Source organism: Natrinema thermotolerans, assembly GCF_031165565.1.
Taxonomy (GTDB): domain Archaea; phylum Halobacteriota; class Halobacteria; order Halobacteriales; family Natrialbaceae; genus Natrinema; species Natrinema thermotolerans.
This window is the reverse complement of record NZ_CP101873.1, coordinates 1,121,829-1,148,715: the sequence shown is the minus strand read 5'-3', so window position 1 is coordinate 1,148,715 and position 26,887 is coordinate 1,121,829. Positions and strand designations below refer to the sequence as shown.

Genomic DNA, 26,887 nt, shown 5'->3' with positions numbered 1-26,887 from the left:
GAGGGCAGTCGTTCACCTTTCTCCCGCCTCGAGTCGACGCAGGGTCGAAACCGCGGGACCGTCTCAGCGGTCGCTCGAACGGACGGTCTCGAGGTACGTCTCGGCGAGCGCATCGAGCGCCTCGTGGGCGTTCGTCGAGTGGGGTGCCGTCAGCGGCGAGACGCTGATGCGGCCCTCGACGACGGCCCGGCGGTCGGTCCCCTCGGGGTCCGGGAGCGACTCGGGGTTCATGTCCTCCCAGACGCGGTCTTTGAGTGTCACGTGCGTGCCGTCTCGTTCGGCGTCCATCTCGTACCGTTTCGAGGGACGGGTAATCTCGATCGGGGCGGGCTCGCCGTCGGCCACCGGAACGTTGACGTTGAGATACGCAGCCTGGTCGAAGACGCCGGTCTCGAGTGCGTGATCGGCCAGATAGCGCGTCACGCGGGTCGCCTCGGCGTAGTCGGCAGCGGTCAGGTCGGTGTCGGCCAGCGAGGTGCCGTCGACGGGGACGTACATCGACGTGGCGATCGCCGGCACGTCGAAGAACGCGGCCTCGACGGCGGCGCTGATCGTTCCCGATCGGCCGAGAACGTACTCGCCGAGGTTCGCGCCCTTGTTACAGCCCGCGACGACCAGATCGGGGAACGGACCGAGTTCGGCCAGCCCCGCGACGACGCAGTCGGCTGGCGTCCCGTGGACCGCATACCCCAACTCGTGTTCGTCGACCTCGACCTCGTGGGAGAGCGAGCGACCGCAGGCGCTGCGGTCGTCGGCCGGGGCGACGACGGTCACGTTGGCGCGCTCCGAGAGGGCGTCGTACAGCGCCCTGATGCCGGTACTGTCGATCCCGTCGTCGTTGGTCAACAGGATCTCGAGGTCGTCGCTCATATCGCTCCCGTTGGACGGCGACGCGAAAAGCCCACCGCTTCCGGCGACGGCTCAGGCGATCCGGTCGACGATCGTCTCCTCGTCGACGACCAGGTTGTACGCGCCCTCGTCGTCGTTCCACAGCGCGAGGGCCCCCTCGAACGAACAGAGTTCGCCGTAGTCTGCCTCGAGTAGGTCCCGGTTGAGGGCGGTCTCGTTCGTGACGACGGCGTAGTGGTCGGTGTCTTCGCTGCCGTCGCTGATCTTGAAAAGCGGGTTGGCTCCCTCGGCGGAGAGCGAGCGGCTGAGCTTCGCCGCCACCAGATCGATCCGCTCGGTGACGTGGCGTTCCATCTCGGCCATCTTCGCCCACTCGCCGGTATCCAACGACGTGTCGATCCGCCGGCGGCCGTCGACGCGCAACAGCGAGTAGGAGAACTGGACATCGACGTTCTCGAACTCGCCGGGGGCGTGGTCGGCGTCGTCGGCCGGCGTCGCCTCGTCGAGTCGTCGCTGGAACGACGGGGTCTCGAGGTCGGGCCGGACGTCGAACGACCAGCCCCGATCCGACGGCGTCTCGCCGGGCCAGAGGCGAACGGCGGGGCCGTAGACGGTCACCGCGCCGCGACGGTAGTCGGCCGGGTCGTCGCCGTTCTCGTCCCCGTTGTCCGCCGCCACCGCGACCGCGTCGCGCTCCCAGAGCCGCTCGCCCTCGAGTTCCCGTTCGACCTCGCGCAGTCCGACGCTCGTGTTCTTGTCCGCGGGGGCCATCGCGAGGAGGGTCCCCTCGGGCGCAAGCGTCTCGAGGGCCGACCGGGCGACGGCGACGGGGTCCTCGAGTTCGCTCAGGACGTTACAGGCCAGCACGAGGTCGAACCCGTCGTCGGGTGCGGTCGGATCGAAGCCGGCCGACCCCTCGCCGTCGGCGGCCGCCGCGGAGTCGAATTCCTCGGCGGTGGTCCGGTGGATCGTCGGGTGGACGTTCCGGTCGGTCTCCGAGAGCAGCGTCTCGAGGACGTCGGCGGCGGCGCTGGGTTCGACCGCGTGGTACTCGACCAGGGCGTCGTCGGGCAGGTAGTCACAGAGCCCGAGCGCGGGGCCGCCGACCCCCGCGCCGATATCGAGGACACGGAGGTCACGACCCAGCAGCCCCCGGTCGGCGAGGTCGTCGAGCGCGTACTGCACCGCCGCGTAGTAGGCCGGCAGGTGATAGATCGCGTAGCCGGCCGCGGCGTCGTCGTCGTACTCGACCGATCGGCCCTCGAGGTAGTCGGCCTTGAACCGCCGGATCGTCGACCGCAGCAAGTCGCCCGAGGCACCCTCGAACCAGTTCGGTCCGTAGCGGTCGGCCAGCAGGTCCTCGAGGCGGCGTTCGTAAGCGGCGGGGAATCGCTCGACCGGGCCGCGATGGGGCTGGACCGGTTCGTCCGCGACCGGGACGAACGTGCCGTCGTCGCGCTCGATCAGCCCGAGGTCGGCGGCCTCCTCCCTGAGGAGTTGCCGGACCACCGCGGGATGGGGGTTGCCCTCGACGTAGTCACAGATCTCGTCGGGATCGATCGGTCGGACGTTGCGCAGATACTTCGCGTTCGATCGGACGGCCTCGCGTTGGTCACTCATTCTCGGACTCGTTCCGGGTATCGCTTGCTCCGTGCCAGTTCGCCGCCGCCTCCCGGTAGAGCGCGGCGAGTTCGTCGGCGTCGGCGTCGGCGACCGCGGCGGCGGCGTCGGCGACCGCATCCGCGCCGTCGAACGTCGCCTGAATGTCCGCATAGACCCGCGGCGTTCCCGCGGTCACCTGTCTGGCGAGTCGCCCCAGTTCCTCGTAGATCGGCGTTTCGAACCCCTCGGGGACCGGCTCCGCCGCGAGCGCGAACGAAAGCACCGCAGCGTGGGTCGCCGCCTGGACCGTCTCCATGGCGTCGTCGTGTTCGGTCGCCGTCGTCTCGACCAAGTCGTTGCCCCGGGCCGCGAGCCCGGCCAGCAACTCGTCGGTGACCGGCCCCGACTGCTCGCGGACGACGGCGATCGAGCCGGGTGCCCGTTCGGGGGCGAAGAGCGGATGCAGGCTCGCCCGTTCGCGGTCGGGTGCGTGTCGCTCCATGGCCGCGAGCGCGGGCTGCATGACGCCCGAAACGTCGACGATCGCTCGCTCGGCCCGCTCGGACTGGGCGGCGATCGCGTCGGCGACCGTCGCCATCGGCACCGCGAGACAGACGGCGTCGTAGGTCCGGTCGCCCTCGAGGTCAGCGACCTCGCCGCCGACGGTCTCGGCCGCGGCCGCCGCGGCGTCGTCGTCGACGTCGGCGAACGCGATCCGGGCGTCGATCGCCGCCCCGAACCACGACCCCATCGACCCCGCGCCGACGATCAGTACGTCCATCGCCCACCCCTACCCCCCGACGTTGCAAAAGCCGTTCGATCCGTCCGATTCCGTGACTGACCGCGACGGGCGGCCGCTCGAAACACACTTGCCGTGACGGCCCGACCCCGATCGGCGGCATCCGGTAGCGATAGTTCACCCGTCCGGTTGTCGTTGTTTGGGCCGAGCTACTTGAGGCCGCGCCACCGAAGGTCGAGCATGATACGGATCGGAATCGTCGGTGCGGGTGCCGGCGCAGCGGCCGCGACTAACGCGCTCGAGCGAACGGCACCGGACGCCGACGTAACGGTACTCGAGAAGTCCCGCGGGGTCTGCGGGCGGGCCGCGACCAGACGCCGCGACGGGACGGTCTATGACTACGGCGCGAACTACGTCAAGTCCGACGACGAACGGGTCGTCGACGTGCTGACCGAAGCCCTCGACACCGACGGGCTGGTCGATATCGAGGAGCCTGTCTGGACCTTCGACGCCGACGGCGAGGTATCGCCGGGCGAGGACCGCGACGATCACAAGTGGACGTACCGGCAGGGACTGACTCAGATCGCCAAGCGGCTGTTCGCCCGTAGCGACGCGACGATCCACCGGGAGACGCGGGTCGAACGGGTGATTCGGGACGCCGACGGCAGTACTGACGGCGTCTGGCACCTCGAGGACACCGACGGCCGGCGGTGGGGGCCGTTCGACGTCCTCCTGTTGAACCCGCCAGCGCCACAGACTGCCGAACTGCTGCGGTCGGCCGACTGGGAGAGCGACGTTCGGGACCGCCTCGTCGATGCCATCGACGCCGTCCCCTTCCGGACGATCTGGACCGGGATCTTTCACTACCCCTTCGAACTCGAGGCACCCTACTACGCGCTGGTCAACACGGACAAGGCCCACGAGGTGGGCTGGGTGGCCCGCGAGGAGTGCAAACCCGGCCACGTCCCCGACGGCGAGTCGCTGCTGGTCGTCCAGGCCAACCACGAGTGGTCGGTCGACCGCTACGACGAACCACCGGCGGAGAACCTGACCGAACTGGCGGCCCTGACCGCCGACCTGCTCGAGGACGACCGGCTGCGCGACCCCGACTGGACCGACCATCAGGGCTGGCGATACGCCCTCCCCGAGGCCGGCGTCGCCCGCGACCCCCTCCAACTGGCCGAGGCCGACGGCCTCTACTGTCTCGGCGACTGGGTCGCCGGCGAGGCCCGACTGCACGCGGCGTTGCGCAACGGCCTCGAGGTCGCCGAGCGCGTCGCCGACCGCCGGTAATCGATCACAACGCCCCGGCGACCGCGTTCAACACTGCGGTCTCGACGAACAGGACCACGTGATCGCCGCCCTCGACGACCGTCTCGCCGCGGGGCGTTATCAGTTCACCAGCGCGGCTGATCGCGCCGACGACCACCCCGTCGGGCAGGTCGGCCATCGCCGACTGAATCGAGCGTTCGAAGAGAACGCTGTCGGCGTCGATCTCGATCTCGAGGACCTCCGCGCGATCGGACTCGAGCATGGCGACGTTTTCGGTCCGCTGCTCGCGGGTGAACCGAGTGATCTCCTCGGAGGTGACCAGCCGCGGGTTGACCCCGACGTCGATCCCGACCGTCTCGAAGAGGTCGACGTACGCGGCGGACTCGACGACCCCGATCGTCCGCTCGACGCCGATTCGCTTGGCAAGCAGGGAGACGAGCAGGTTCCGCTCGTCGCTTTCGAGGGCGGCGACCACGATATCGGACTCGTCGACGTGTTCCCGGACGAGGAAGTCGATGTCCGTCGCGTCGCTTTCCAACACGAGCGTGTCCGGCAGACGCTCGGCCAGTTCCCGCGCCCGCCCGGGGTCGCGTTCGATCAGTCGCGACTCGACCCCCTCGGCCTCGAACAGCCGAGCGGTCTGGTAGCCGATCTCCGTCCCGCCGACGATGACGACCTCGCGGGCGTCCTCGAGGGTCGGTGCCGGCGTCAGCGCACTCGCGAACGACCGGACGCTCTCCCCGGAGCCGATCACGACCGCCGCGTCGCCGGCCCTGATGACCGTCTCGCCCCGAGGCACGACGACCTCGTCCTCGCGTAACAGGGCCACGAACGTCAGCGACTCGAACCGGTCGGCCGCCGAGACGGTCTCGCCGGCGATCGGGCTCTCCGGGCCGATTTCGAACTCGGCCATCCGGACGAGTCCGCTGGCGAACGTCTCGACATCGTGTGCGCCCGGCAGCCCGGCGATTCGGACGATCGTCTCGGCGGTCTGGAGGTCCGTACAGACCATGAAATCCACACCGAAAGCCCCCATCGATTCCTCCCAGGTGCGAAGCAGGTTCGTCTGCCTGACGCGGGCGATCGTGAACGGGTCGCCGACCGCTTTGGCCGCTCCGCAGACGACGATGTTCGTCTCGTCGACGTCCGTACTGGCGATGACCAGGTCCGCGTCCGCGATGTCGGCCTCCCGGAGCGTCTCGATGTCGGTCCCGTCGCCGCGGATCGTCAACACGTCGTGGGAGTAGGTGACCTCCTCGACCCGCTCCGAGTCCCGATCGATGACCACGACGTGGTGATCCTCGTCGAGGCTCGCCGCGATGTTCGAGCCCACCTGCCCCGCGCCGACGACGATTACGCGCATCGATGGCTCACCCGCGTTCGCGGACTCGAGACGGTGGGGCTGGCGCTCATATCCACAGTGTCGGCAGCGGTTCGGAAGTGGGTTCGGCCTGCTTCTCGAGGCCGGCGGGCGTCGTCGACCCGGCGGCGTCCTTCGGTCAGGGCATCTCGTGGACGGTCAGTTCGACGTCACGCTGGCGGCCCTCGATGTCCGCGACCAGCCGCTCGACGACCGTTCGGGCCTCGTTGAGCAGTTTCGGCTCGACCTTCCGGACGACCCAGTCCAGCGAGACGAGTCTGGGCAGCGAGATGGCATCCTCGTTGGCCGAGTGTGGATCGTAGACGGCCTCGAAGTAGATCCGGCTTGCCGTCTCGGCGTCCGGTGGTGCCGACTCCGGCTCGGGTTCGACGCGCCACTCCCCGCGGGCGTCGAGGTGGTTGACGAGTCGCCACGTGAGCGACGTCGGGGCCGAGATGTCGGTCACCCGCGAGCGGGCCGTGTAGCTGAGCTTCCACCACGCCAACTCGAGGTCGTAGACGGAGCCGACGCCGCCGTCGCCGTTGACGCGGACCTCCTTCAGGTGGTCCGTGTACCGCGGGTACTCGGTGAACGAGCGGACGTACGGAAAGACCTCCTCGGGCGACCGATGGGCGAGCGTGCTGAGGAGAATTCGGTCCACGGCGGCCGTACGACGGGTTCGAAAGTAAGGATTGCCATCCGATCGACGCCGTTGGCGCGAGCGCGCGCCGCTGTCAGCCGCTCGAGGGCGTCTCGCTCCCGCGGGTGTCGCCGGTCCCCTCGATCCCATCGCGGACCGCCTCGATCCGGTCGCCGATCGGCGGGTGATGGGTCGCCAGGCTGTAGAGCAGCCCCGCCTCGCGGCGCGTGTCGTTCGCGTCCGCGAGGCGTTCGAGGGCCGCGACCGTCGCCTCGTGGCCGACGCGTCGGGCAGCGTAGGCGTCGGCCCGGAACTCCTGCCAGCGTGCGAGCCCGCCCAGCAAGACGACGTGATACACCGCATAAAGGCCCATGAACGGCAGGAAAAAGCCGAGGAAGCCAAACGCCTCCTCGAGCGCGCCGAAGCCGACGAGGTCGGCCCCGGCGATCCAGACGCCGAAGACGGCGACGGTCAGAAGGCCGCGTTGCCAGAGGTGCCGGCCCGCGACGTGGCCGAACTCGTGAGCGAGGATCGCGCGCAGTTCGTCGTCGTCGCACTCGGTGAGCAGATAGTCGGTGAGAAAGACGTACCGCAGACCGGGGACCGTTCCCGCGACGAGAGCGTTTGCGGTCTTGGTCGATTCCCCCTCGAGCAGGAAGAGTCCGCGGGGCCGATAGCCCACCTCCTCGCAGAGCCGGTCGACGCGCTCGCGGCGTTGGCCCTCGAGCGGAACCCGATCCTGAAAGAGCAGGATCAGGTACGGCGAGAGGCCGAAGCCGACGAAGACGACGGCCCCGAGCCCGGCGAGCAACACTGGCAGCGACGATCCGAAGACGGACTGAATCGCGAAAAAGCCCGCCAGTGCGACCCCGACGGAGACGGCAGTGATCCCCATCACTGCGAGGACGCCCGTGACGACCCGCCACAGCGAGGCCGACGTGTCCCGGAGCGAACGCACCGTCGGGTAGGTGCCAAGCGCCATCCCAACGAGCGGCAGCGTCACGACCCCGAACGAGACCAGCACGATCGCGCCGAACTCGAGGACGGCGAAGCCGCCGATCTCGAGGCTGGCCGTTCCGATCGCGGCGAGTACTCGGTCGATCACCTCGAGCGCGTACAGCCCGATGATCGCTGCGACCGGGAGGGTGAACCCGCCGACCTGCTGGGCGCGGTTGAGGCGGTGGAGTCGGTCCTCGATTGGTTCGTCCGACGCCTCGACCCGGGCGGCGTACGCGCGGAACCCGAGGAACGGGACGACCGCGAGCGCGAGCAGGAACGCGGCGGCGACGAACATACTCGATCGTTCACCGGTTCGGCTCAAAATACTGTCGGGCGATCCACATGACCGGAATTCGATCCACAGCGTCCCGCGGTCCCGACGCGACTCGGGCCGGGACGAACTCGAACGCCGGGACTGGTCCCGTCCGGCGTCGCGGTCGACGACAACCTTCTATACACCGCCGAGTCAACGGCGAGGCATGCGAGACGTCTGTATCGTCGGCGGGGGCGTCGCCGGCCTCGCCGCTTCGATCTTCACCGCCCGCGCGGGACTCGACACGCTCGTGATCGACGGTGGCGAGTCGATCCTCGCGCGCAACGCCAGCCTCGAGAACTATCCCGGTTTTCCCGACGGGGTCGACGCCCGGCGCTACCTGCAACTGAGCCGCGAGCAGGCCCGCACCGCCGGTGCCGAGTTCGAACTCGGGCGCGTAACGCGTGCGGAACCAGTAGACGAGACGGACCTCGAGGCGGGCTTTCGCCTCGAGACCGAGGGTGGCGAGCCGCTCGAGGCCCGCCGGGTGATCGCGGCTTCGTGGTCGGACAGCGACTACCTCGTGCCGCTGGACGTGGGTCGAATCCAGCGTGGGAGCAAGCACTTCGTGAACGTCGACGGGGCCGGGCGGACGGCCGTCGACGGTGTCTACGCCGCGGGCCGACTGGCCGAGGAACCCCACCAGGCGATCGTCGCGGCCGGCCACGGCGCGAAGGTCGGCCTCGCCGCCGTTCACGACTCGGACGCGAACTTCTATCACGACTGGGTCACCCCCGAGGGCTATTTCACTGGCCGCGGCCGCGAGGTGCCGCCCGGCTGCGAGGAGATCGACGACGACGAGCGCCTCGAGCGGGATGAGACCGCGAGAGCGCGCATGCTCGAGGCGTTTTCCGAGCCGGTAGACGAGGAGCCGACGATGCACCCGAGTGTTTCGGAGTAGTCGCAGACGTTCGATCTGTCACCGTAATCGTGGAGTCCTCGACAGTCGATCGAACCGACAGTCACGTCGTCACCGACTGTGCTACGGTTGCTACTCGCGTAATTCGTAGGTATCGAGCAACGTCTCCGAACCGATCACCTGCAATACGTCGCCCTTGTCGAGCGACTCCCCGCAGTCGCTCTTGTCTACAGTCGTCACATCGCCCTCCTCGAGGTCGCCGCTGCCGTCCCACGTACCGCAACTTCCACCGTCCTGAAGCTTGATTTCCGTTTCACCGGCGGTCAGTCGCTGCACCTCGGTCAGGCCGATCGTGGCCATCCCGATCAGGAGGACGGTCCCGATGACGACCGAGACGCCCCGGTCGTCACGAGATGATCGAGGTAAACGCATTGAACGCACTTACTATCACAGTCACTAACGGTTTTCGGTGGCGGCTTCTGGAGGGAACGACGTGCGATCAGGGGACGACGGTACGCCTAAAGGGACCCCCTTCGAAGTACCCGGCATGCTCGAGGGAGTCAACGTCGCGCTCGGGGTGACGGGATCGATCGCGGCCGTCAAGACGGTCGAACTCGCCCACGAGTTGCGACGGCGAGGGGCGACGGTTCGCGGCGTGATGACCGACAGCGCACAGGGGATCGTCCACCCCTGGGCCGTCGAGTTCGCCACCGAGAACGATGTCGTCACCGAGATCACGGGGGGCGTCGAACACGTCGGCCTCTGTGGGTACGACGGCTGGGCCGACGTGTTCCTGATCGCGCCCGCCACCGCGAACACGGTCGGCAAAATTGCGGGGGCCGTCGACGACACCCCGGTCACGACCTGTGCGACGACCGCGCTCGGTGCCGACACGCCGGTCGTGATCGCGCCGGCGATGCACGAACCGATGTACGACCACCCCGGCGTCCTCGAGGCCATCGACACCGTCACCGAGTGGGGGGTCGAGTTCGTCGATCCGCGTCTCGAGGAAGGGAAGGCCAAGATCGCCAGCGAGGAGGCGATCGTCTGTGACGTCGCCCGCGCGGCCGGCGATCGCCCCTTCGAGGGCGCGTCGGTCGTCGTCACCAGCGGCGCGACCAGCGAGTCGATCGATCCCGTCCGGATCATCACGAACCGCTCGTCGGGCAAGATGGGCCGGGCGGTCGCAAAAGCCTGCTACGTTCGCGGCGCGGACGTGACGCTGGTCCACGACGGCCCCGAGGTACCATACGCCGACGTTCGCGACGTCGAGAGCGCCGCGGAGATGCTCGCGGCGACACGGGCGGCCTGCGAGGACGCCGACGCGCTGGTGTCGGCGGCCGCCATCGGCGACTACACCGTCGCGGAAAGCGACGAGAAGATCCGCTCGGGCCAGGAGTTGACCCTCGACTTCGAGCCGACGCCGAAGCTCATCGACGAGATCCGCGCCGAGTTCCCGGAGCTGCCGATCGTCGGCTTCAAGACCGAAACCTCCGGCGACGAGGAAGCGATGATCGGGCAGGCCCGGACGACCCTCGAGCGGGCGGGGCTGGCCTTCGTCGTCGCTAACGACGCGAGCGTAATGGGTGAGGACCGGACGAGGGCGCTGCTGGTCCACGCCGGCGATGCCGCCCGCTACGAGGGGACAAAGGCCGGACTGGGCGGCGAGATCGCCGAGTCGATCGCGGCGGTACTGAGTGCGGACGAGACGTCGAAGTAATCGGATAGGTCGGTTCAGGAGAATTATATAGGTGCAGTTCATCGCCCGAACCGATGGGAATACGATCGGGTACGGGACCACACGCGCTGCCGGCCGGGACCGGTAGCACGAGGTGATCGCGGTGGCACAACAACACCGTCCGCCGGACGCCGACGCTGACGAGGCCGACGGCAGCGAGAGTGACCACGGTGACGAGGTCGATGATCAACTCACCAAGGGAGAGATCTTCGAAGTACTGCGCAATCAGCGGCGGCGATACGTCCTCCAGTTTCTCAAACAGGACGACCGTCCCGTCGAACTCGGCGACCTCGCCCAGCAGATCGCCGCCTGGGAGTACGAGACGACCCTCGAGGGAGTTACACCCGAACAGCGAAAGCGGGTCTATACGACGCTGCAACAGACACACCTCCCGAAGATGGACACGTCGGGTATCCTCGAGTTCGATTCCGATCGGGGCGTCATCGAGCCGACCGAACGAACTCGGGACATCAGCGTCTACCTCGAGATCGTCCCCGGCCGGGAGTTCGCCTGGCGGGAGTTGTACCTCTCGCTCGGTGCGATCAGCTGTGCGCTGGTCGCCGCGCTCTGGCTGGAGATCTATCCGTTGACCGCCCTCTCGAACCTCGCCTGGACGGCCATCATCGCCGTGACGGTGACGGTCACCGCCGTCGCACACATCTATCACGAACGCAACATGCGGCTCGGCCACGGCGAGCAGCCACCCGAACTCAGCTACGGCGAGCAGTAAGGGGCCCGAGACGCCGTGGCGACGGGACGAGACGGAGAACCGACCGGATTTCGACGCCTGCAATTCTCGTTCGCGCGTATCGTCAAGTTTTACTCCGCTACCGTCCCACCGACGACATGGATCAACTCAAGCAGTCCCTGCTCGAGGCCCCGATCATCGAGAAGAACGGCTATCATTACTTCGTCCATCCGATCAGCGACGGGGTCCCGAAGCTCGACCCGACCCTACTGCGCGAAATCGTCATCCGGATCATCCGGAAGGCCCAGCTCGAGGAGGTCGACCGGATCGTCACCCCGGCCGCGATGGGCATTCATATCTCCACTGCGGTCTCGCTGATGACCGACATCCCGCTGACCGTGATCCGCAAGCGCCAGTACGGCCTCGACGACGAGGTCGCGATCTCCCAGAAGACCGGCTACTCGGAGAACGAGATGTACATCAACGACGTCCGGGAGGGCGAGCGGGTGCTGGTCCTCGACGACGTTCTCTCGACGGGCGGGACCCTTGCAGCGGTACTGGATGCCCTCGACGGGATCGGCGCGGAGGTCATCGATACGGTCGCGGTCATCAAGAAGGTCGGCGGCGAGAACAAGGTCGACGACGCGGGCTACGACGTCAAGACGCTGATCAACGTCGACGTCATCGACGGCGAAGTCGTCATCATCGACGAAGAGGGCGACAACTGAGACGTCTCGATACGTCGCGTTAGCCTTCGAGAACCGACCCGGACCCGAGCCGCCGCGTTACCGAATTCCTGTTTTCACCCCCGATAACGAACGCATCTGTGCATTTGTGTGCCAATCGGTGCAATAAACCCCGGTTCAACCTTCTCTCGTTGTCGGTAAGTTTATAATGATTGTCTTGGTTACTCATGTTTATGTCCGACATACCGGATGTATCAACTGTAGATCGATCGCGACGACAAATGCTTGCTCTCCTTGGTGGCAGTGCATCGGTCGGACTGGCTGGGTGTTCGGCCCTCCTCAGCGACGACGAGGAAGACGAGGAAACGGACTTCGAGACGACAAAACACGCCGAGAAAGCACAGGAGGCCTGGGAGCGCATCGTGAACAACCCGGGTCCCGACGCGGAAGAAACGCGTACTAAGGCGTACATCGATATCGAGGAGGCCGTGCGGGACGACATGGTCATGCTCCCGATGTACCACAGCAAGGGTGAATTCTTCTGGTACGACAACGTCGAGCTTCCCCGGCTCGGTTCCCTCGGCCGTCACCACGTGAAACATAACCGGACGACAGTCGAGGGCGATTCGGAACTGAACCTGATCAACGCTTCCTTCGACGAGCTGGACCCGATCATGTCGACGGACACCGCGTCCGGCGAGGTCATCGTCCAGCTCTACGACACGCTGACCAACTATCCGGCCGGCGTCGCCGAGGTCGAGAATCAACTGCTCGATTCCTTCGAGACGTCCGACGACGGGCTGACGTGGACGTTCACGCTCAAAGATGGCGTCCAGTTCCACGACGGACGAGACCTAACTGCCGACGACGTCAAGTACTCGTTCCGTCGGCTCGCCGAATCCAAGTTCAGCGAACGATCGAATTTCATTACCAGTTCGACGACCGGCCTCGGTATCGAACACGAAACGACCGACGACGGCGGTATCGTCCCCGATTCGCTGGCGATCGACGTCGTCGACGACCTCACGCTCGAGGTCACCCTTCAAGAGCCGAACCCGGCCGTCCTAGACGTCCTCACGCACACCGGATTCGCCGTCGTTCCGGAGGGTCTCGTCGGCGACATCGAGGGCTACGACGGCGAGGTCAGCCACGACGAGTTCCGTACCAAGATGGCCAACGGGACCGGGCCGTTCGAGTTCGACGAGTTCAACCCCGGGGAAGACGTTCGGCTCGTCCGCAACGACAACTTCTACGGGACCGTCGCGAGCGTCGAATCCATCCACTGGGAAATCAACGAGGACCCAGAATCGAAGTTCACCTACGCGATGGAGAAAAACGCCGACTTCTTCGAGATTCCGACCTCGTACTACGATCCCGGCCTCATCGACGCCGAAACCGACGACAACAATCGGGAGTTCGGTACGTACGGGGAGTTCGAGAACGGCGAGACCACGAACTACCTCGCGGTCCCCGAACTCGGCACGTTCTATTTCGCGTTCAACGTCACGAACGTCCCCGCACCCGTTCGAAAGGCAGTCGCGCACGTCGTGAACCACGAGGAGTTCATCAACGACATCCTCCAGAACCGCGGCTTCGAGGCGTTCAGCTTCACGCCGCCGACGATGTGGCCGACCGGACAGGACGGCTATCAGGACTGGAAAGACGAGTGGCCCTACGGCGTCAACGACATGCAACGCAGCGAAGCGAAAGACCTCCTCGAGGAGGCCGGCTTCACCGAGGACGATCCGTTCGAGATGGAAGCGACCGTCTACAAGTCCAGTCCGACGTTCCAGGACATGGCCGACGAGATCAAACGCAGGCTCTCCGGGATCGGCGTCGACCTCAACACCAAGACGACGGAGTTCTCGACGCTCCAGGACCGCGGTGAGGACGGCGATCTCGAGATGTACTCGCTCGGCTGGATCTGGAGTTGGCCGGACGTCGCGTACGGCCACTTCGGCTTCGAGCCGAAGAACACCGATACGTCGAAGATGCCGAACGAAGCGACCGGCTACTACCTCGACTGGCAGGCGAACCTCGAAGACGAGTCCTAACGGCGACGCGACCCCGCTGCCTATCCCCGTTCCTGAGACAAAACGAAGCAAAATATTCAGATGCATGTGGGAAAACTAAGCGAACGGACATCTATGAAAGATTGTTTGAAAAACGACCTCCGAACCGCCCGTAAGCACCCATGAGTCGGTGGAGATACTTCTTCAAGCGGCTCCTGCTCTCCGTACCGGTCCTCTTTCTCGTAATGACGTTCATATTCGTACTATTACGGATGGGACCGGTCGACCCCGTGGCCGCTCGACTCGGCCCCGAGGCGTCGGGAGCCGAGGCCGCGCGAATGCGCGAACGGCTCGGACTCAACGACCCTCTCTGGGAACAGTACCTTGACTTCGTGACGAACTTCCTGACCCTCGACCTGGGTCAGTCCTGGGTCATTTACGGTGACATGGAAGTGACCCGAGTCATCTCGTTTGCGGGTCCGCCGACGCTCTGGCTGGGGTTCTGGGCGATCCTGCTCCCGCTGTTCATCGGTATCCCGCTCGGGTTCTACGCCGGGTTGCGGCCCAACAGCGGGAGCGACTACATCGCCTCCGTGAGCGGTATCCTCTGGCAGGCGATGCCGAACTTCTGGCTGAGCATCATCCTCCTTGCCGTCCTTCGCAAGACCAAAGGCGGTGGCTGGTTCGGGTTCGATTGGTACACGTTCGGCCCGGATATCAGCAGCATCACAGGAACGCCCGATCTGACGTTCGTTACGGCGGCCGGTATCGATTGGAGTACGATCGCTAGTGATATCAAACTCATCCTTCCGCCAGCGCTGGTCCTCGGATCGGCCTCGATGGCCGCGGAACTCCGTATCGGGCGGACCGCCATCCTCGAGACGATCAACTCGAACTACGTCGAGACGGCCAAAGCAAAGGGGCTGACCGACCGCGTCATCATCTGGAAACACGTCTTCAGAAACGCATTGATTCCGCTGGTACCGGTCATCACGAACGAGGCGTTCCTGTTGATCGGTGGCTCGGTCATCGTCGAGTATATCTTCAACATCAACGGTCTCGGGAAGATCTTCTTCCAGGCGACGCTCCAGGGAGACCTACCGCTTGCCGGGGCGTTGCTGTTTATCTTCACGCTGGTCATCATCCTGTTGAACATCTTCCAGGACCTCCTATACACGATCATCGATCCACGAGTGGGGTACGAACGATGAGTATGAGTACATCCTTCGAACCGAACGAGACGACAGACGAATCGAGGCCCCTCCGTAAACGCGTCGCCGACAATCCCGACCCGGCGCGGTTCTGGTTGCTTGGCACCGCCGTATTGGTCGCCCTCGAGTTCGGCCGATACATGGGGTGGGTCTACCAGCTCGTGGGGGCAGTCAAGTACGTCATCGGCCTGGTGGGGCTGCTACCCAGCTGGATCGGCGACTCGGTCGGCGAGGCGACCGTTCCGATAGTCAGCTACTTCGTCAGCGACGCGATCACGTTGCTGTTGCTGTTCGGGCTCTCCGTTCTCGTCACCAGGTTCATGTCTTGGTCCGTCACGGACCGGTTCGATGTCGGTCTGAGCGATCGCATCGTCCGCTTCCTCGAGCGGGCCGTCCTGACCGCCGTTCTGGCCACGATCGCGGTTCTGCTGGCGTTCACGCCGGTCGGCGGACTCGTCGACGGCGCGATCGACGGCGTGTTCAACACCCTGTCGTCGATTCCGACGCTCACGAGCCGCGAAGTCATCTCCAATCAGGGCCACAGAACGCCCGGAGGTGGCTGGGACGGAACGTTCCTCGGCCTCTCACCGGCAGTGGCGTGGGGGATTCGTACGTTACTCGTCTACGGCTACGCGCTTGCCGTGATCGTCTGGACCTGGAAAGGGTATACGATCTTTCGGGAACACTACCGGCAGGCGGACTGGACGCCGCGTGACGACACGCTCAGTCGATTCCGATCCCACTACTGGGGACAGTTCGGCCTGATCGTCGTGCTCATGTTCATCGTCACGGCGTTGTGGGCACCGGCAATCAGTCCCACCACGGCAGACCAGAACATCGCCTCTCCCTACGAGTACGAGGTCGAGTATCTCACCGACGACGGCGAAGTCGCGACGACCACGCCCGGACAGGCGAACCTCAACAGCCAATCGAACGGGCAAAACACCATTAGTCCAATGAGTTACGACGACTACGACCGGTGGGCACCGCTGGGGACGACATCATCGGGACAAAACTTGCTCACCCATATTGCCTACGGCGCGCAGACGTCACTGGTGATCGGGCTGCTCGCGATCGGCCTCGGCGGACTGATCGCGGTCACGATGTCGATGCTGACCGCCTACTACAAAGGACTCGTCGACATCCTGACAGTGATCGCGAGCGACACGATCATCTCGATCCCGGCATTTCTGCTCGTGATGATGTTATCAGTCATCTTCAACCAGGGGAATCACCCGATCGCGGAACCGCTCAACGGCGGACTTCTCCTCGGGCTGATCTTCGCGTTCGTCTACTGGCCGGGGATGTGGCGGACGATCCGCGGCCCGTCGTTGCAGGTCGCCGAGGAGGAGTGGGTCGACGCCGCACGGAGCTACGGACAGTCACCGGTCAACACAATGCGTAAACACATGGCCCCGTACATTGCAGGGTATATAATGATCTACGGCTCTCTCCTGCTCGGCGGGATCATCATCTCCACGGCCGCGCTCTCGTTCCTCGGCCTGGGTATCGAAGGGTCGACCCCCGAATGGGGACGACTCGTCAGCGACGGGCGATCGTTCGTCGGCACGTCGTCGTGGCACGTCGCGACCATCCCGGGGCTGATGATCGTCCTCGTGGTCACCGCCTTCAACGCACTGGGTGATGGCCTCCGAGACGCGATCGATCCGGAGGCGGATACCGGCGGGACAGATGACACTGGTACCGCAGCAGCCGGAGGTGGTGGATAATGTCGGCGGAGACGGCAACCGAGCCGATCCTCGACGTTCGGAACCTCCAGACGGCGTTTTTCACCGACAAGGAGACTATCCGAGCGGTCGACGGGGTCTCGTTCGACATCCGACGGGGCGAAACCGTCGGCATCGTCGGCGAGAGCGGATCGGGCAAGAGCGTAACCGCCCGGTCGATCATGGGGCTCGTCGACTCGCCGGGACGGACCCTTCAGGGCAGTAGCGTCCGTTTCAACCACCTCGAGACGGTTCGAGAATACGCCTCGAAGTTCCCGGATCGTACCGTCGACCTCGAGACGGTGGCGGCCGACTACGACCCGGTTGCCCTGTTCGACCGCGAGACGATCGATATCACGCCGGCGGCGTTCGGCTGCGAGAGGGCCGGTGACGTGCCGCTTGCGGACGTCGTCGCCGCCGGCTACGGCGACGAACTCGGTCTCGTCGACGAGGACGACTGTGTATTCGTCACCAACGGAAGTCCAGAGACGCCGACGGAGATCACCGACGGATTCGTCGAGATCACGCGTCTCAGCGGCGAACCGCGGCGACGCATGCGCGGTGGACGGATCGCGATGGTGTTCCAGGACCCGCTGACGAGTCTCAACCCCGTCTACACGGTCGGAAACCAGATCAAGGAGTCCGTCCGGCTCCACCAGGGACTGCGGGGTGAAGCGGCGACGCAGGAAGCGATCGATCTGCTCGAGGCCGTCGGCATCCCCGACGCGCGTCGCCGCGTCAACGAGTATCCACACCAGTTCTCCGGCGGGATGCGTCAGCGAGCCGTGATCGCGATGGCGCTTGCCTGCGAGCCGGAGTTGCTGATCTGCGACGAGCCGACGACGGCACTCGACGTGACGATTCAGGCCCAGATCCTCGACCTGCTCGCCGATCTACAGGCGGAACGGGATCTCTCGATGATGTTCATCACCCACGACATGGGTGTGATCGCGGAGATCTCCGATCGAGTAAACGTCATGTACGCCGGGGAAATCGTCGAAACGGCCGGCGTGAACGAGCTGTTCTCGGATCCGAGGCATCCGTACACGCGCGGCCTGCTCGAGTCGATTCCGGGACAACAATCCGGAGACCGGCTCCAGACGATCGAAGGGAACGTTCCGACGCCGAACGAACCGGCGACGTCCTGTCGGTTCGCACCGCGGTGTCCGAAGGCGTTCGACGAGTGCGACGCCGTTCATCCCGTTCCGGTCCCGGTCGAAGAGGGGACCGACGATCACACCGCGGCGTGCTTGCTCTGTCCCGGCGACCGCTCGACGAACGAGGCGGTCGACCAGCATCGACGACGAAACGCGAGACGAACCGGAGGCGATACCGAATGAGTCACGAACTGAGCCAGGAGCCGATAGCGACCGAGACCGACGTACCGACCGACAGCGACGGCGACGTGATGATCGAAGTCGAGGGGCTAAAGACCTACTACGAGGACGGCGGCCTCCTCGGTGGAACGCCGGTCAAGGCCGTCGACGGTGTCTCGTTCGATATTCACCGTGGCGAGACGCTCGGCCTCGTCGGCGAGTCCGGCTGTGGCAAGACGACGCTGGGGCGAACGCTCCTCCAACTCGAGGATGCGACCGACGGCGAGGTCCGGTTCGACGGCGTCGATATCACGACCCTCGAGGGCGACGATCTCCACGAGTGGCGACGAAACGCCCAGATGGTGTTTCAGGACCCCGAATCGAGCCTCAACGACCGAATGACGATCGGCGAAATCGTCCGTGAACCGCTGGACGTTCACGAGTGGGAGACGCCGCAAGCGCGACGCCAGCGCGTCAAGGAGTTGCTCGATACCGTCGGTCTCCAGCGCGAACACTACTACCGCTATCCCCACCAGTTCTCCGGCGGCCAGCGCCAGCGGATCAGTATCGCCCGTACCTTGGCGCTCGAGCCGGACTTCGTCGTCCTCGACGAACCGGTCTCGGCGCTCGACGTCTCCGTGCAGGCCGAAATCATCAATCTGCTCGAGGACCTCCAAGACGAGTTCGGGCTGACCTACCTGTTTATCGCACACGACCTCTCCGTCGTCCACCACCTCTGTGACCGGGTCGCAGTGATGTATCTCGGGAACGTCATGGAGATCGGGCCGACCGAGGAACTGTTCACCGATCCGTCGAACCCGTATACGCACGCGTTGCTGTCGGCGATTCCGGAACCCGATCCGACAGTCGAACGCGACCGAATCACGCTCCACGGGACGCCGCCGAACCCGCGGTACCCGCCCGCCGGCTGCCCGTTCAGTACGCGCTGTCCGGCACGAATCCGTCCGGCGGAGTACCGTGATCTCGACGACGAACTCTGGAATCGGCTCAATACGCTTCGTGAACTGCTCAGCGAGCGCCAGCGCGCGGACCGCTCGGTTCGCGATCGACTCCGCGCGGCAGTCGGGAAAGACACGCGCTTCGGGACGGTCGAGGAGACCTACGACGAACTGTTCGGGGACCTGGAGGTGCCCGCGCGCGTCCAGTCGGTTCTGGACGAAATCGCGACTCTCGCTCGGGATCACAACGAGAGCGAGGCGATCGCCGTCTTCAACGAGGCGTTTGGCAGCGCCTGTGACGACGAACCGCCGGCGTATCACGACATGAGCGATGGTGGCCACCAGAGCTACTGTCACCGGCATACCGACGAGTATCGATCCCCGGATGCCGTCATCGAGAACCGCCACGGGTGACGATGCCACCGAGCGACGGGTTCGGTGACCGACTCCGGGTGTTCGGGCGCGTCGGACTGGACGCGATGACGTACGCGATCGCCGTCGCGACACTCACCGGTATCGGTGCCCTGATCATCGGCGTCGCGACCGGTGGCGGAGTCGTCCGTGCGAAGGCCCTGCTGTTCGTCGCCGGATGGCTCCTCCTCGCGTACGCGACGGTCCGGCTGTGGCCGACGTCTCCCGACGACGTGGGACCGCCATCGAACCGTGGCGTCGCCGGAGCGATACCGGCTGCCCGCGATTCGACGCGGTTTCAGTCGCTCGTCCGGTCGCTGCCGCCGCTTCGGTGGATCCAACTGCCGCCGCCGGAAAAGCGACTCACGCCGCCGGGGAAACTCCTGCTCGGCAGTCTCCTGGTGCTGTTGCTGTCGTTTCTCATGGAGACCGCATTCGGGGTCGGCTGAGGTCTCCATCTCCGGAAAGAATTAACCGGCTCCTCTGAGGACAGTGGGGTATGCACGACGATATCGGCGCTGCCGATCCCGGTTCGTTCCGACGCCGGGATCCACAGGGTGTCCAGACGGAAGCCTGGAAACAGACGCTCGAGGATACGGAAGCGATCGCCCAAGAGCGTCGCGACGAGGGCTGGGACGTCGTCACCGTCATGGCCGCACACACCGACACGGTAAGCCGTGACATGGGCGAAGACGATCGATTCGGACTCATGCACGTGATTCCGAACAACTACGTCGAGACCGTTACCGATACCTTCGACAGCGACGAGTTCACCGAGTATCTGGTGTATGGCACCGAGATAGACGGGTTCATGTTCGTCGTCACGGAACTGATCGACCCGGAGACCGAGCGATCGATGCTGATCCCCAGTCGATACGACCTCGCGCGCGCCGACGGCATGATCACGGCCGCCGAGGATGACGGTGCCCTCTATACCCACTTCAAGACGATCGACGGGACGATCCTCGGAACGTTCGAACACGACGAGTACGACCCCTTCATCGCCGGCAACGCATAACCGTCGGAGCCACCGTTCTCGTCGCACTCTCCGTGGCGTGAACCGCCTCGGGGTCAAGCCCCGATGCACTCGGCCTGCTCCGCCTGTAGAGCGACCGATCAGTGTAGTCTTCGTCCCGGTTCACAGCCGGCGTCCTGATGTCACGTGCGCGCGGGCCCGCGAGCGAATGATGAAAATTCAAGCGGGTTGAAACTCCCGAGTCGGCGACGCGGTACGGCGAACCCCAACGGATCCGTCAACGGGATGTGCCGTCGGACGACGATCGCGATGGCGCTTGCCTGCGTCCCCGCCGTCTCTCCGTGACGAGACGCCGTCCGGTCTCTCCTTCATGGCGGGTTCGCGCCAGTTTCCACGACCTTCCGTTCTCTCATCATAGATAGGTAGCATACGATGCTATGTTGGTAGAGAACAACACGCATAGTATGGCACCAACCGAACTGGCCAGCGAGGAGTGGTGGCAGGAGTATCGAGACGTCGTAAACGCAGACCCGGAGATGGCCCAGCACGGCCGCGACGCCTTCGACGAGAACTTCGTTATCGGCATCGGCGACGACCACTTCCTGCTGGAGATGCGGGACGGCGAGGTGCGGGACGTCCGGGCACCGGGGCTGGACGACGCGTGGTCGTTCGGCGTCGTCGGGCCGCGCGAGGCCTGGGACGAGTTCGTCAGCGAGGTCCCGGCGGCCCACCACAACGAGGTGTTTGCCTCCTTCTACCGGACCGCGGTCAAGGGCGAGGAAGGGTACTTCGACCTCATCGGCAATCATAAAACGATCTTCCAGAACTTCCGATCGGTCCAGCGTGCGCTCGAGTTGATGCGAACGGCACACAACGGCGGCGAACCGCCCACTGTGGGGACGCACCGACCGGAAGAGCCGACGGACGAGCCCATTACAGGCCGGTACGTCACCGTCGACCTCGACGGCGTCGACCACCGTATCTACTACGAGGCCGCCGGGCCGGAGGACGGCATTCCCCTGCTCTGTCAGCACACGGCCGGCTGTAACAACCAGCAGTGGCGCCACGTCCTGAACGATCCGGAGATCACCGACCACTTCCGGGTGATCGCATACGACCTGCCGCGCCACGGGAAGTCGGTCCCGCCGTCGAGCGAATCGTGGTGGACCGACCAGTACGATCTCACCGCCGAGCGGTTCACCGACACCATCGTCGCCATCGCCGACGCGCTCGAACTCGAGGAGCCGGTCTTCATCGGCTCGAGCATGGGTGGCACGGTCACGCTCGAACTCGCGGACTGGTTCCCCGAGCGGTTCCGGGCGCTGATCGGCCTCGAGGCGGGGCTGGTCACACCTGGGTTCTACATCCAGTGGCTCGATCACCCACACGTCAACGCGAACGACGTCAACTCCCACGCGACGTGGGGGCTGATGGCGCCACACGCCCCCGAGTGGGCGCGCCGTGAGACGCTCTATCTGTACGAACAGGGTGCCAACGGCGTCCTCAAAGGCGACCTCCACTACTACTCGATGGACCACGACTACAGCGAGTCCGTCGACGAGATCGACGCCACGCAGGTCCGAATGTACCTCATGAACGGCGAGTACGATTACCTGACCAACCCCGACGACGCCCGCGAGGCCGCCGACGCCATCGGCGAGGGAGCGACCGCCCACGAGATGAAAGCAACCGGTCACTTCCCGATGAGCGAGCGCCCAGTGCTGTTCCGGGCCTATCTCAAGCCCATTCTCGACGACATCCGCGGCGTCAGAGACGAACCGGTTCCCGAGGTCTTCGCACCCGACGACGTCGGCGTCGACGCCAACAGGTGATCATTCATGACTGACCACGACTTCCCCGCCGATCCCCTCGAGGGAACGACCGTGTCGCCGCCACAGCTCATCAAGAACGCGCGGATGCTCATCGTCGGCTACGAGGCCGACCCCGAGGTGCTCGAAGCGGCGCTGCCGCCCGGCCTCGAGCCGCACCCGAACGGCCTCGTCCAGATGAACATGTATCGAGTGCCGTCGGCCGAGCAGACGGCCCATCTCGATCCGTACACCCTGACCTATCTGACGGTGGAAGTCGCCGATCACGACAGTCGCGCGGTCAGTGACGCGCAGGGCGAACTGCCGGTTCCCGGCCGGTTCTGGGTGGGCTACTGGACCGATTCGCCCCAGCTGCAGGCGTACACCCGCGAGAACGCCGGAATACCGAGTCTTCCCGGTTCGTGTGCGTGGGCGGAAGACGACGGCGAACTCGTCTCGACGCTCTCGGTCGACAGCGAGCCAGTCATTGAAGCCGAAGCGAGCGTCGGTGACGATCAAATCGACACGCTCACCGGCCACCTCCACTACTACGCCCATCGGAAGCTTCCGGACCCGACGGGGAGCCGCGCACAGATCAGCGAGCTCCTCGAGTTCCCGATCCCCTTCGTCAGCGAACTGTACGAGGCCGACGTCGACCGCATCGACTTCGATTTTCCCGCGGAGTCGGGGTTCCAGCGGTTCGCTCCCGTCGACCCCCTCTCGACGCCGTCGGTCCTCCACGGGACGGTCACATTCACCTACCCGCAGGGCCGCCGGCTCCGCGATTACCTCGTCGAAGAGCCGTAGGCCCACCGTTCGACCGCTTCGAGCGGAGAACAGCGGTTCGACCACGGCCGCAATGGCGGCTCGCGGCCGGGATTCGAACCACGGTCGGAACGATGCTTCCGCTGTCGAGCGCTCTCCGTGCGATACCCGTCACTCGCGGCTTCGGTCACTACAGAATACCAGGGGAGAGATTTGAACCGGCACTCGCACTTCGCTCGAGCGCTGTCCGGTTCAAATCTCCCACTGTGCCATACTCGACGCTCACGAACTTGCTCGCGTCAGAAGTATAGCGGGAGGTAGATTTGAACTACCGATCTGCGGGTTATGAGCCCGCCGGAATCTCCTGGCTATCCCATCCCGCTACCAGTTCATACCCGAGTGTGCTAGTTAAGGGTTGTGATTCGGTCGCCGTATGCGGGTTTCTACCGTTAGTCCTGATGGACCTGCCACGTGTAGAGACTCTCACAGGTGTAGTTGACGAAGAAGCCGATGCCGATGCCGACCATGTTGGCCAGGACGAGCCAGACACCGAACTGCTCGACGAGTACCCGTAACACTGCCAGCGTCACCGCTAGCCCGCCCAGCCGAACGATGTTCGAGCGAAGGAACCGCCAGACCACCGCTCGCGTCCCGACAGCACCGTGGCTCGCGAACGTCCACCGCTCGTTGATCGCAAAGATGACGATGATACCGAGTTCCCAGGATATGAGTTTTGCAATGATCCAGACAAGGGACGTAACGCTGCTTAGCGCGGCGAAAACGAGAATATCGACGGTCGCACCGACGAAGCCAACCCCGGCGAATTGGCCGAACCGGGTCGGTGAGAACAACGCTCGAACCCGCGTCCGGACGGCCTCTGTGAGGGAATCACTCATCGTGGATGCTCGAGCGTATTCCCCAGTGTCGGCGGCAACGATTTCCCTTTTGCGATCGATCCGTGAAGCTGACAGTCACCGAAAATAACTGATCGCCGCTCGGTTCCGTTGGCCGGACCGGCAGGACTGCGACGATGTTCCAGAGACGACTCGCGGCCGCTCGCTCGGTCCGATCAGATCGCTAGGTCGCTTTTCGCCCGGACGACCTCGACATCGTCGGCGTCGACCCGATCGACGTCGAGGAAATGTGGCGTGAAGTTTCGCTTCTCGTAGTCCTCGTACTCGTCCTCGTCGCCGACGGTACACCAGAGCTGGACCCGATCGGGACCGTGGTACTCGCCGTTGCGGTTGATCCCGAAACAGACCACCTCGGCCTCCCCCTCGTCCCCCTCGTACCGAACGATGGCCCCGTTGCGGATGCCGGGATCGCCGTGGATGATGAGCTGTTTCATACGCGAGCGTTCACAGGAGAGACGATTAAACGCTTCGGAGCGGTAGTGTCGATCCGTTCGGGGCCGGCTCGACGACCAATTGTGGAACCGACGGCCGGCGGCGACGGGGACGAACCAAACGGGTTTTAAACAGCGGTGTCTTAGCCCACGCCAAGTGAGATAACCATGCAGATGCCACGCCGCTTCAATACGTACTGCCCGCACTGCAACGAACACCACGAACACGAAGTCGAGAAGTCCCGAACCGGCCGTTCCTCGGGACTGAAATGGGACGCTCGCCGCACCCGGCGAAACTCCTCGTCGATCGGGAACTCCGGTCGCTTCTCGAAGGTGCCCGCCGGCGAAAAGCCCACGAAAAAGACCGACCTCAAATACCGCTGCAGCGAGTGCGGCAAGGCCCACCTCCGCGAGGGATGGCGCGCCGGCCGACTCGAGTTCCAGGAGTGATACCAATGGCAGGAAATTTCTACAGCGTCCGATGCAGTGACTGCGAGAACGAACAGACCGTCTTCGGCAAGGCCTCCACGGAGGTCGCCTGTGCCGTCTGTGGCACGACGCTTGCCCGACCGACCGGCGGAAACGCCGAGATCGACCACGAGATCGTCGAGACAGTCGAGTCACGATGAAATACAGCGGCTGGCCCGACCCCGGCGAACTCGTCGTCGGCAAGATCGACGAGATCGAGGACTTCGGCGTCTTCGTCGATCTCGAGGAGTACGAGGAGAAACGCGGACTGATCCACATCTCCGAGGTCGCCAGCGGCTGGATCAAGAACGTCCGCGACCACGTCCGCGAGGGACAGATCGTCGTCTGTAAGGTCCTCGATGTCGACGAGGGCTCCCAGCAGATCGACCTCTCGCTGAAAGACGTCAACGATCACCAGCGCTCCGATAAGATCCAGGAGTGGAAAAACGAGCAGAAGGCCGACAACTGGATGGAACTGGCCTTCGGCGAGGAGATTGACGACGAGGTCTACACCGCGATCGCGAACGAACTGATCGCGGCCCACGGTGGCCTCTACGACGGCTTCAAACAGGCCGCCATCCACGGCGAAGAGGCCCTCGCGGACACCGACCTCGACGACGACGAGATCGAGTCGATCGTCGACACCGCACGCGAGAACGTCTCGGTGCCGTACGTCAACGTCACCGGCTACGTCGACCTCGAGAACCCATCGCCAAGCGGCGTCGACGGGATCCGCGAGGCGCTGGAAGCCGCCGAGGGCAACGGCGAAGTGCCCGAAGAGGTCGACCTCGAAGTAAGCTACGTCGGCGCGCCCGAGTACCGCATCGAGGTGCAGGCACCGAACTACAAGACCGCCGAATCCGAACTCGAGGAAAGCGCCGATCGAGCGATCGCCGCGATCGAGGGCCACGGCGGTGCGGGCGAGTACCACCGCGAGCGACGCACCGACGACGAATGAAATCGGACATCCGGGTGTGTTCGGCGTGGCAGGACGTCCACGACCGCCCGGTGTATACGCTTTCTGCGACCTGTCCGGAGTGTGGTGCCGACGCCGAAAACAGCGCGCCGGCACCGCTCGACCCCGCGGACCCCCATGGCGAGTACCGACGCTCTCTTAAACGTCGCAACCGCTGATAGGGGTATGGACGAACTCGAGATCGACGCGGTTGCCGAGGTCGAACTGGACGACCCCGTTCTCGTCGAGGGGTTGCCCGGGGTCGGACACGTCGGCACGCTGGCCGTCGAACATCTGCTCGAGGAACTCGAGGGCGAGAGTACGCTCGTCCGGCGGATTTACTCCCGCGAGTTCCCGCCACAGGTCAGCGTCGAGGACGGCGTCTCGTCGTTGACCGGCGCCGAGATCCACGCCGTCGAGGTCCCCGACGGTCGTGATCTCCTGTTGCTGACCGGCGATCACCAGGCCCAGAGCAACGCGGGCCACTACACGCTGACCGATGCCTTCCTCGACGTCGCCGAGGAGTTCGGTGCGACCGAGGTGTACGCGTTAGGCGGCGTCCCGACGGGCGAACTCATCGAGGAGTACGCGGTCGTCGGGGCCGTCAGCGACGAGTCGCTGCTCGAGGCACTCGAGGACGCGGGCGTCGAGTTCCGCGAAGACGAGCCGGCGGGCGGTATCGTCGGCGTCTCGGGACTCCTGCTCGGACTGGGCGAACGTCGCGGCTTCGAGGCGACCTGCCTGATGGGCGAGACCAGCGGCTACCTCGTCGATCCCAAAAGCGCCCGGGCGGTACTGGAGGTCCTCGAAGCCGTACTCGGCTTCGAACTCGACTACGAGTCCCTGGACGAACGGGCCGACGAAATGGAGGAGGTCATCGGCAAGATCCAGGAAATGGAACAGCAACAGGGGATGGACGTGCCGACCGACGACGACCTGCGTTACATCGGCTAGGCGGGGCTGGGACGCGTACCGGTCGATTTCTACGGCTGTTGTGCGAGACGAGGTTCTACCGGGCAGTCGTCTAATTCCGTGTCCGCCGCGAGGACCCGCTCGAGCGCCCGTTCTCGGGGTGTACGACCGTCGCGTTGCTCGACGAACCGCTCGCGTAACCAATCGATTCTATAGTAGCCGCTGAAACGATTCACACACTGATCGCAACGCCGTCGTTCGATCAGGTGTGCAATGA

28 protein-coding genes and 1 tRNA gene are annotated in these 26,887 nt (G+C 65.0%); 19 read left to right on the top strand and 10 right to left on the bottom strand.

Annotated elements, in window-relative coordinates:
• Nucleotides 1-63: 63 nt before the first annotated feature.
• Genes surE through NP511_RS05925 form a run of 3 tightly spaced genes read right to left on the bottom strand, consistent with a single transcriptional unit; the run spans nt 64 to nt 3,232 of the window.
• Nucleotides 64-870 (bottom strand): 5'/3'-nucleotidase SurE, encoded by an 807-nt coding sequence (surE, locus tag NP511_RS05935; RefSeq protein WP_049964800.1) that lies wholly within the window; start codon nt 868-870, stop codon nt 64-66.
• A gap of 51 nt (nt 871-921) precedes the next feature.
• Nucleotides 922-2,469, bottom strand: a complete 1,548-nt coding sequence (locus NP511_RS05930) for a small ribosomal subunit Rsm22 family protein (protein WP_049964799.1) — start codon at nt 2,467-2,469, stop codon at nt 922-924.
• Complete coding sequence (locus tag NP511_RS05925) at nt 2,462-3,232, bottom strand: prephenate dehydrogenase/arogenate dehydrogenase family protein (RefSeq protein ID WP_049964798.1); 771 nt, start codon at nt 3,230-3,232, stop codon at nt 2,462-2,464. The genes NP511_RS05930 and NP511_RS05925 overlap by 8 nt, the downstream gene beginning before the upstream one ends.
• Nucleotides 3,233-3,430: 198 nt before the next feature.
• Between NP511_RS05925 and NP511_RS05920 the strand changes: the two genes are divergently transcribed.
• Nucleotides 3,431-4,483: an NAD(P)/FAD-dependent oxidoreductase gene (locus NP511_RS05920; RefSeq protein ID WP_049964797.1), complete on the top strand. Its 1,053-nt coding sequence runs from the start codon at nt 3,431-3,433 to the stop codon at nt 4,481-4,483.
• A 4-nt stretch (nt 4,484-4,487) separates the two neighbouring features.
• Here the strand turns inward: NP511_RS05920 and trkA are convergent, their stop codons facing one another.
• The 3 genes from trkA to NP511_RS05905 form a co-directional block, all read right to left on the bottom strand.
• Complete coding sequence (trkA, locus tag NP511_RS05915; RefSeq protein ID WP_049964796.1) at nt 4,488-5,825, bottom strand: Trk system potassium transporter TrkA; 1,338 nt, start codon at nt 5,823-5,825, stop codon at nt 4,488-4,490.
• 136 nt (nt 5,826-5,961) lie between these two features.
• On the bottom strand, nt 5,962-6,483 hold the full coding sequence (locus NP511_RS05910; RefSeq protein ID WP_006649412.1) for an SRPBCC family protein: 522 nt from the start codon (nt 6,481-6,483) through the stop codon (nt 5,962-5,964).
• Between the two features lie 73 nt (nt 6,484-6,556).
• Nucleotides 6,557-7,756 (bottom strand): M48 family metalloprotease, encoded by a 1,200-nt coding sequence (locus tag NP511_RS05905; RefSeq protein ID WP_049964795.1) that lies wholly within the window; start codon nt 7,754-7,756, stop codon nt 6,557-6,559.
• 184 nt (nt 7,757-7,940) lie between these two features.
• On the opposite strand from NP511_RS05905, the gene NP511_RS05900 reads away from it, so the two are divergent.
• A complete protein-coding gene (locus tag NP511_RS05900; RefSeq protein ID WP_049964794.1) occupies nt 7,941-8,675 on the top strand; it encodes an NAD(P)/FAD-dependent oxidoreductase in 735 nt (244 codons plus the stop codon).
• A 90-nt stretch (nt 8,676-8,765) separates the two neighbouring features.
• On the opposite strand, the gene NP511_RS05895 is transcribed toward NP511_RS05900, so the two are convergent.
• Nucleotides 8,766-9,065, bottom strand: coding sequence for a hypothetical protein (locus NP511_RS05895; RefSeq protein WP_049964793.1), 300 nt, complete (start codon nt 9,063-9,065; stop codon nt 8,766-8,768).
• Between the two features lie 115 nt (nt 9,066-9,180).
• On the opposite strand from NP511_RS05895, the gene coaBC reads away from it, so the two are divergent.
• The 12 genes from coaBC (at nt 9,181) to NP511_RS05835 (ending at nt 22,972) form a co-directional block, all read left to right on the top strand.
• Complete coding sequence (gene coaBC, locus NP511_RS05890; protein ID WP_049964792.1) at nt 9,181-10,353, top strand: bifunctional phosphopantothenoylcysteine decarboxylase/phosphopantothenate--cysteine ligase CoaBC; 1,173 nt, start codon at nt 9,181-9,183, stop codon at nt 10,351-10,353.
• A 112-nt stretch (nt 10,354-10,465) separates the two neighbouring features.
• Nucleotides 10,466-11,101 carry a DUF7344 domain-containing protein gene (locus NP511_RS05885; protein ID WP_006649417.1) on the top strand — a complete coding sequence of 212 codons (636 nt, stop codon included), beginning with the start codon at nt 10,466-10,468 and terminating at the stop codon, nt 11,099-11,101.
• A 116-nt stretch (nt 11,102-11,217) separates the two neighbouring features.
• Nucleotides 11,218-11,787: a hypoxanthine/guanine phosphoribosyltransferase gene (gene hpt, locus NP511_RS05880; RefSeq protein ID WP_006181204.1), complete on the top strand. Its 570-nt coding sequence runs from the start codon at nt 11,218-11,220 to the stop codon at nt 11,785-11,787.
• A gap of 239 nt (nt 11,788-12,026) precedes the next feature.
• Complete coding sequence (locus NP511_RS05875) at nt 12,027-13,799, top strand: ABC transporter substrate-binding protein (protein ID WP_049964791.1); 1,773 nt, start codon at nt 12,027-12,029, stop codon at nt 13,797-13,799.
• Between the two features lie 140 nt (nt 13,800-13,939).
• On the top strand, nt 13,940-14,968 hold the full coding sequence (locus NP511_RS05870) for an ABC transporter permease (RefSeq protein ID WP_049964790.1): 1,029 nt from the start codon (nt 13,940-13,942) through the stop codon (nt 14,966-14,968).
• Nucleotides 14,965-16,698, top strand: coding sequence for an ABC transporter permease (locus NP511_RS05865; protein ID WP_049964789.1), 1,734 nt, complete (start codon nt 14,965-14,967; stop codon nt 16,696-16,698). The genes NP511_RS05870 and NP511_RS05865 overlap by 4 nt, the downstream gene beginning before the upstream one ends.
• Nucleotides 16,698-18,035, top strand: a complete 1,338-nt coding sequence (locus NP511_RS05860; protein WP_049964788.1) for an ABC transporter ATP-binding protein — start codon at nt 16,698-16,700, stop codon at nt 18,033-18,035. The genes NP511_RS05865 and NP511_RS05860 overlap by 1 nt, the downstream gene beginning before the upstream one ends.
• Nucleotides 18,032-19,384, top strand: a complete 1,353-nt coding sequence (locus tag NP511_RS05855; protein ID WP_049964787.1) for an ABC transporter ATP-binding protein — start codon at nt 18,032-18,034, stop codon at nt 19,382-19,384. Before NP511_RS05860 ends, NP511_RS05855 begins: the two co-directional genes overlap by 4 nt.
• Nucleotides 19,385-19,386: 2 nt before the next feature.
• Nucleotides 19,387-19,830 carry a DUF7555 family protein gene (locus NP511_RS05850; RefSeq protein WP_049964786.1) on the top strand — a complete coding sequence of 148 codons (444 nt, stop codon included), beginning with the start codon at nt 19,387-19,389 and terminating at the stop codon, nt 19,828-19,830.
• A 50-nt stretch (nt 19,831-19,880) separates the two neighbouring features.
• Nucleotides 19,881-20,399: a DUF7529 family protein gene (locus NP511_RS05845; protein WP_049964785.1), complete on the top strand. Its 519-nt coding sequence runs from the start codon at nt 19,881-19,883 to the stop codon at nt 20,397-20,399.
• 422 nt (nt 20,400-20,821) lie between these two features.
• Nucleotides 20,822-22,189 (top strand): alpha/beta fold hydrolase, encoded by a 1,368-nt coding sequence (locus tag NP511_RS05840; protein WP_049964784.1) that lies wholly within the window; start codon nt 20,822-20,824, stop codon nt 22,187-22,189.
• Nucleotides 22,190-22,195: 6 nt separating this feature from the next.
• Nucleotides 22,196-22,972 (top strand): acetoacetate decarboxylase family protein, encoded by a 777-nt coding sequence (locus tag NP511_RS05835; RefSeq protein WP_049964783.1) that lies wholly within the window; start codon nt 22,196-22,198, stop codon nt 22,970-22,972.
• Between the two features lie 266 nt (nt 22,973-23,238).
• On the opposite strand, the gene NP511_RS05830 is transcribed toward NP511_RS05835, so the two are convergent.
• The 3 genes from NP511_RS05830 to NP511_RS05820 form a co-directional block, all read right to left on the bottom strand.
• Nucleotides 23,239-23,313, bottom strand: a tRNA-Met gene (locus tag NP511_RS05830).
• A 66-nt stretch (nt 23,314-23,379) separates the two neighbouring features.
• Nucleotides 23,380-23,826, bottom strand: coding sequence for a GtrA family protein (locus tag NP511_RS05825; RefSeq protein ID WP_049964782.1), 447 nt, complete (start codon nt 23,824-23,826; stop codon nt 23,380-23,382).
• A 173-nt stretch (nt 23,827-23,999) separates the two neighbouring features.
• Nucleotides 24,000-24,278, bottom strand: a complete 279-nt coding sequence (locus NP511_RS05820) for an HAH_0734 family protein (RefSeq protein ID WP_006181193.1) — start codon at nt 24,276-24,278, stop codon at nt 24,000-24,002.
• A 165-nt stretch (nt 24,279-24,443) separates the two neighbouring features.
• Between NP511_RS05820 and NP511_RS05815 the strand changes: the two genes are divergently transcribed.
• The 5 genes from NP511_RS05815 to NP511_RS05795 are packed head-to-tail and all read left to right on the top strand — an operon-like array spanning nt 24,444 to nt 26,652.
• Nucleotides 24,444-24,725, top strand: a complete 282-nt coding sequence (locus NP511_RS05815; RefSeq protein ID WP_006181192.1) for a 50S ribosomal protein L44e — start codon at nt 24,444-24,446, stop codon at nt 24,723-24,725.
• Between the two features lie 5 nt (nt 24,726-24,730).
• Nucleotides 24,731-24,904 carry a 30S ribosomal protein S27e gene (locus NP511_RS05810; RefSeq protein WP_006181191.1) on the top strand — a complete coding sequence of 58 codons (174 nt, stop codon included), beginning with the start codon at nt 24,731-24,733 and terminating at the stop codon, nt 24,902-24,904.
• Nucleotides 24,901-25,701, top strand: a complete 801-nt coding sequence (locus tag NP511_RS05805) for a translation initiation factor IF-2 subunit alpha (RefSeq protein WP_049964781.1) — start codon at nt 24,901-24,903, stop codon at nt 25,699-25,701. The genes NP511_RS05810 and NP511_RS05805 overlap by 4 nt, the downstream gene beginning before the upstream one ends.
• On the top strand, nt 25,698-25,877 hold the full coding sequence (locus NP511_RS05800) for an RNA-protein complex protein Nop10 (RefSeq protein ID WP_006649430.1): 180 nt from the start codon (nt 25,698-25,700) through the stop codon (nt 25,875-25,877). The genes NP511_RS05805 and NP511_RS05800 overlap by 4 nt, the downstream gene beginning before the upstream one ends.
• Before the next feature lie 7 nt (nt 25,878-25,884).
• The gene (locus NP511_RS05795; protein ID WP_049964780.1) at nt 25,885-26,652 is read left to right on the top strand and encodes a proteasome assembly chaperone family protein; all 768 of its coding nucleotides are present in this window, start codon (nt 25,885-25,887) and stop codon (nt 26,650-26,652) included.
• Nucleotides 26,653-26,887: the final 235 nt, after the last annotated feature.

Excerpts from the sequence above, each read along its gene's own strand:
- surE (WP_049964800.1), bottom strand. The coding sequence starts at position 870 with ATGAGCGACGACCTCGAGATCCTGTTGACCAACGACGACGGGATCGAC.
- NP511_RS05930 (WP_049964799.1), bottom strand. The coding sequence starts at position 2,469 with ATGAGTGACCAACGCGAGGCCGTCCGATCGAACGCGAAGTATCTGCGC.
- NP511_RS05925 (WP_049964798.1), bottom strand. The coding sequence starts at position 3,232 with ATGGACGTACTGATCGTCGGCGCGGGGTCGATGGGGTCGTGGTTCGGG.
- NP511_RS05920 (WP_049964797.1), top strand. The coding sequence starts at position 3,431 with ATGATACGGATCGGAATCGTCGGTGCGGGTGCCGGCGCAGCGGCCGCG.
- trkA (WP_049964796.1), bottom strand. The coding sequence starts at position 5,825 with ATGCGCGTAATCGTCGTCGGCGCGGGGCAGGTGGGCTCGAACATCGCG.
- NP511_RS05905 (WP_049964795.1), bottom strand. The coding sequence starts at position 7,756 with ATGTTCGTCGCCGCCGCGTTCCTGCTCGCGCTCGCGGTCGTCCCGTTC.
- NP511_RS05900 (WP_049964794.1), top strand. The coding sequence starts at position 7,941 with ATGCGAGACGTCTGTATCGTCGGCGGGGGCGTCGCCGGCCTCGCCGCT.
- NP511_RS05895 (WP_049964793.1), bottom strand. The coding sequence starts at position 9,065 with ATGCGTTTACCTCGATCATCTCGTGACGACCGGGGCGTCTCGGTCGTC.
- coaBC (WP_049964792.1), top strand. The coding sequence starts at position 9,181 with ATGCTCGAGGGAGTCAACGTCGCGCTCGGGGTGACGGGATCGATCGCG.
- hpt (WP_006181204.1), top strand. The coding sequence starts at position 11,218 with ATGGATCAACTCAAGCAGTCCCTGCTCGAGGCCCCGATCATCGAGAAG.
- NP511_RS05875 (WP_049964791.1), top strand. The coding sequence starts at position 12,027 with ATGCTTGCTCTCCTTGGTGGCAGTGCATCGGTCGGACTGGCTGGGTGT.
- NP511_RS05870 (WP_049964790.1), top strand. The coding sequence starts at position 13,940 with ATGAGTCGGTGGAGATACTTCTTCAAGCGGCTCCTGCTCTCCGTACCG.
- NP511_RS05865 (WP_049964789.1), top strand. The coding sequence starts at position 14,965 with ATGAGTATGAGTACATCCTTCGAACCGAACGAGACGACAGACGAATCG.
- NP511_RS05860 (WP_049964788.1), top strand. The coding sequence starts at position 16,698 with ATGTCGGCGGAGACGGCAACCGAGCCGATCCTCGACGTTCGGAACCTC.
- NP511_RS05855 (WP_049964787.1), top strand. The coding sequence starts at position 18,032 with ATGAGTCACGAACTGAGCCAGGAGCCGATAGCGACCGAGACCGACGTA.
- NP511_RS05850 (WP_049964786.1), top strand. The coding sequence starts at position 19,387 with ATGCCACCGAGCGACGGGTTCGGTGACCGACTCCGGGTGTTCGGGCGC.
- NP511_RS05845 (WP_049964785.1), top strand. The coding sequence starts at position 19,881 with ATGCACGACGATATCGGCGCTGCCGATCCCGGTTCGTTCCGACGCCGG.
- NP511_RS05840 (WP_049964784.1), top strand. The coding sequence starts at position 20,822 with ATGGCACCAACCGAACTGGCCAGCGAGGAGTGGTGGCAGGAGTATCGA.
- NP511_RS05835 (WP_049964783.1), top strand. The coding sequence starts at position 22,196 with ATGACTGACCACGACTTCCCCGCCGATCCCCTCGAGGGAACGACCGTG.
- NP511_RS05825 (WP_049964782.1), bottom strand. The coding sequence starts at position 23,826 with ATGAGTGATTCCCTCACAGAGGCCGTCCGGACGCGGGTTCGAGCGTTG.
- NP511_RS05820 (WP_006181193.1), bottom strand. The coding sequence starts at position 24,278 with ATGAAACAGCTCATCATCCACGGCGATCCCGGCATCCGCAACGGGGCC.
- NP511_RS05815 (WP_006181192.1), top strand. The coding sequence starts at position 24,444 with ATGCAGATGCCACGCCGCTTCAATACGTACTGCCCGCACTGCAACGAA.
- NP511_RS05810 (WP_006181191.1), top strand. The coding sequence starts at position 24,731 with ATGGCAGGAAATTTCTACAGCGTCCGATGCAGTGACTGCGAGAACGAA.
- NP511_RS05805 (WP_049964781.1), top strand. The coding sequence starts at position 24,901 with ATGAAATACAGCGGCTGGCCCGACCCCGGCGAACTCGTCGTCGGCAAG.
- NP511_RS05800 (WP_006649430.1), top strand. The coding sequence starts at position 25,698 with ATGAAATCGGACATCCGGGTGTGTTCGGCGTGGCAGGACGTCCACGAC.
- NP511_RS05795 (WP_049964780.1), top strand. The coding sequence starts at position 25,885 with ATGGACGAACTCGAGATCGACGCGGTTGCCGAGGTCGAACTGGACGAC.